The organism is Peptostreptococcus sp. (assembly GCF_977045075.1).
This window is the reverse complement of sequence record NZ_CDRRTB010000152.1, coordinates 1-2,308: the sequence shown is the minus strand read 5'-3', so window position 1 is coordinate 2,308 and position 2,308 is coordinate 1. Positions and strand designations below refer to the sequence as shown.

2 protein-coding genes are annotated in these 2,308 nt (G+C 35.3%); both read left to right on the top strand.

The features are described 5' to 3' along the window. Window positions 1–727, top strand: a 727-nt coding sequence (locus ACW6OJ_RS08185) for a hypothetical protein (RefSeq protein WP_456096296.1), incomplete at its 5' end; no start/stop codon positions are given. 14 nt (window positions 728–741) lie between these two features. Beyond that, window positions 742–2,308 (top strand): cell wall-binding repeat-containing protein (locus tag ACW6OJ_RS08180; RefSeq protein ID WP_456096295.1); only part of this gene is annotated, 1,567 nt, incomplete at its 3' end.

Genomic DNA, 2,308 nt, shown 5'->3' with positions numbered 1-2,308 from the left:
AATGTCGAGTCTAGTTGTGGCTCTAGTGATGGTGGTAGGTGTATTTACCTGTGCGACAGTATTTGCGGCCAATAGTAATGTCCCAAGTACTTACAATAGTGGAAAGAAAAAGATTGTGGGACAGGTTGATTTATCAAATGTGACATATAATAATGGTCAAGAAGTAGAGAAAAATGGGAAACTTTTTTATGAAGGATATGTAGGTGGAACAGTTGAAGCCAGTGACTTATTTGAGGGTGCATATGATAAGTTTGTAGCTGATTTCAAGGGTCAGAAAGAACCAATTACAAGAAGACCATATGAAAATCTAGTTATGTTTGATAAGGGAGAAGAATTTCCATCAATAAAATATACTGTTAAATTTCCTAAAAATTTTGTAATAGATGAAAATGCTATTACAGTATCAGAAAGCACAGAGACTATAGGAAAAATTGAAAAATTCTATGATAAAGATAGTAACTCTGTTACATTTAGGTTATTCTTAGGTACTTGGAATGATTATAAAGGTTTCTTTGAATTGTATGACAAGGAGAAGGGAACTACAGGACATAATATTTCTATAAATATACCTTACTCAGTAGAGATAAAAGACCAAAATACAACAGATCTCGGAACTATATCTTCTGATGGAAAGTGTGAACTTTATAAATATGGTGGATGGTTTGGTTACGGTACAAAGATTGTTAATGTAACAAGTAAACCAATTTCATTCCATGTTACTAGATAAGAAGGGATACTATTATGAAAAGAAAAATAAATTATAAAATTATTTCATGTATATTAGCATTTAGCATTTCTATACCTTTTTTATCTTTGGGGATAGTACATGCAGATGAAGATGAAGCACCTGATGCGGATACAGCTATTGCAGAAAACTATTGGGGTGAATTAGAAAAAGAACCTTTATTAGATGGCGGTATATACCCTAAATATTTAATGAAATTACAGGCTAGTGCTCTTAAAAATTTTGATCTTGCAAGCGGTGGTGATTCTCCAAGTTCAGGGGCTTATAAAAATTTTAATACACTGGCTTGGACTGCTGGTATGGATATGTTTGATTATTTCTCAAAGCCAGAACTAAAAGTTAACGAGGGTCCTAATGGTGATCCAGATTATCAAGATAATAAGTATCATAACCCATTTAAGTTTGATTTTAATACTGACTTTATTAAAGATAGAGATCAGTTGAATGTATACGGTGATATTTCTGTCAATGGAAATACTGAGAATACTACTTTAGCAACTCATGCAGTTGGTGATGAGTTAAAGCTTGATTTTTCTGTTAACTTGAGTAACCTTAGCAAATGGCAAAATACTAGATTTTGGCAACATATTAATGGGAATTCAGCGGGACAGCTCTGGAAGTTACATGGCACAGAGGGTTATGTAGCAACTGATTCTGAGCTGGTATTTGTTTTAAATATACCAAGAGGTATTACAATACCTGATGTAAACAGTCTGAGATTCACAGTTGAAGGATTGAATTCTTTAAAATTTAAAAAAGCAGAAAAAGTAGGTGATAAGCTTATTATTAGAGTACATCCTACATTAAATAGTGAAGGCTACATGAAGGCTAAAGACTACTATGCCCACCTTAAAACTATTGGTACGATAAAAGTCAAGGTTGAGGGACTTTTAGTTAACAATGAAGTTGCTATAGGACAAGATGTAAGTATTACAGGTAGCGTTGTAGGTGTAAATGATGACCTAGTTACAGATTCTATGGATGTTGCAAAAAATAAGGTTGGTAGTGGATCAGACGATGTAAGATCAGCATATTTCTTTGTTGGAAAGCAAAGCAATGAAGGTAGGGACGCAAAGGCCCCTGCTGACAAGCCAAACCTAATATCATATACTTTCAAGGTAACTAAGGCTCCTGATAATCCATACAGACCACATAGGCCTGATGTACCAAACCCAGGAAGAATAGATGGTCCTGACAGAATAGAAACAGGAATAAATATATCTAAAAAGTATTATGATAAGGCAAAGACAGTAATAGTGGTTAGACACGACCTATTCCCAGACTCAATGACAGCATCTGTCCTTGCCAAGCTAAAGGATGCTCCTATCCTACTTAACCCTACAAACAAGCTTGACCCAAGAGTGGCAGCAGAAATTAAGAGACTAGGAGCCGAAGAAGTAATCATAGTAGGTGGTCCAGACTCTATATCTGAAAATGTAAGAGGAGACCTAAAGGCCTATGACAAGGATAAGGATGTAGAAAGAATAGCCGGTGTAGATAGGTACGGTACATCTGAAATGGTAGCCAGAAGGGTAGTTGGTATCACAGGCAAGAAGTACACAG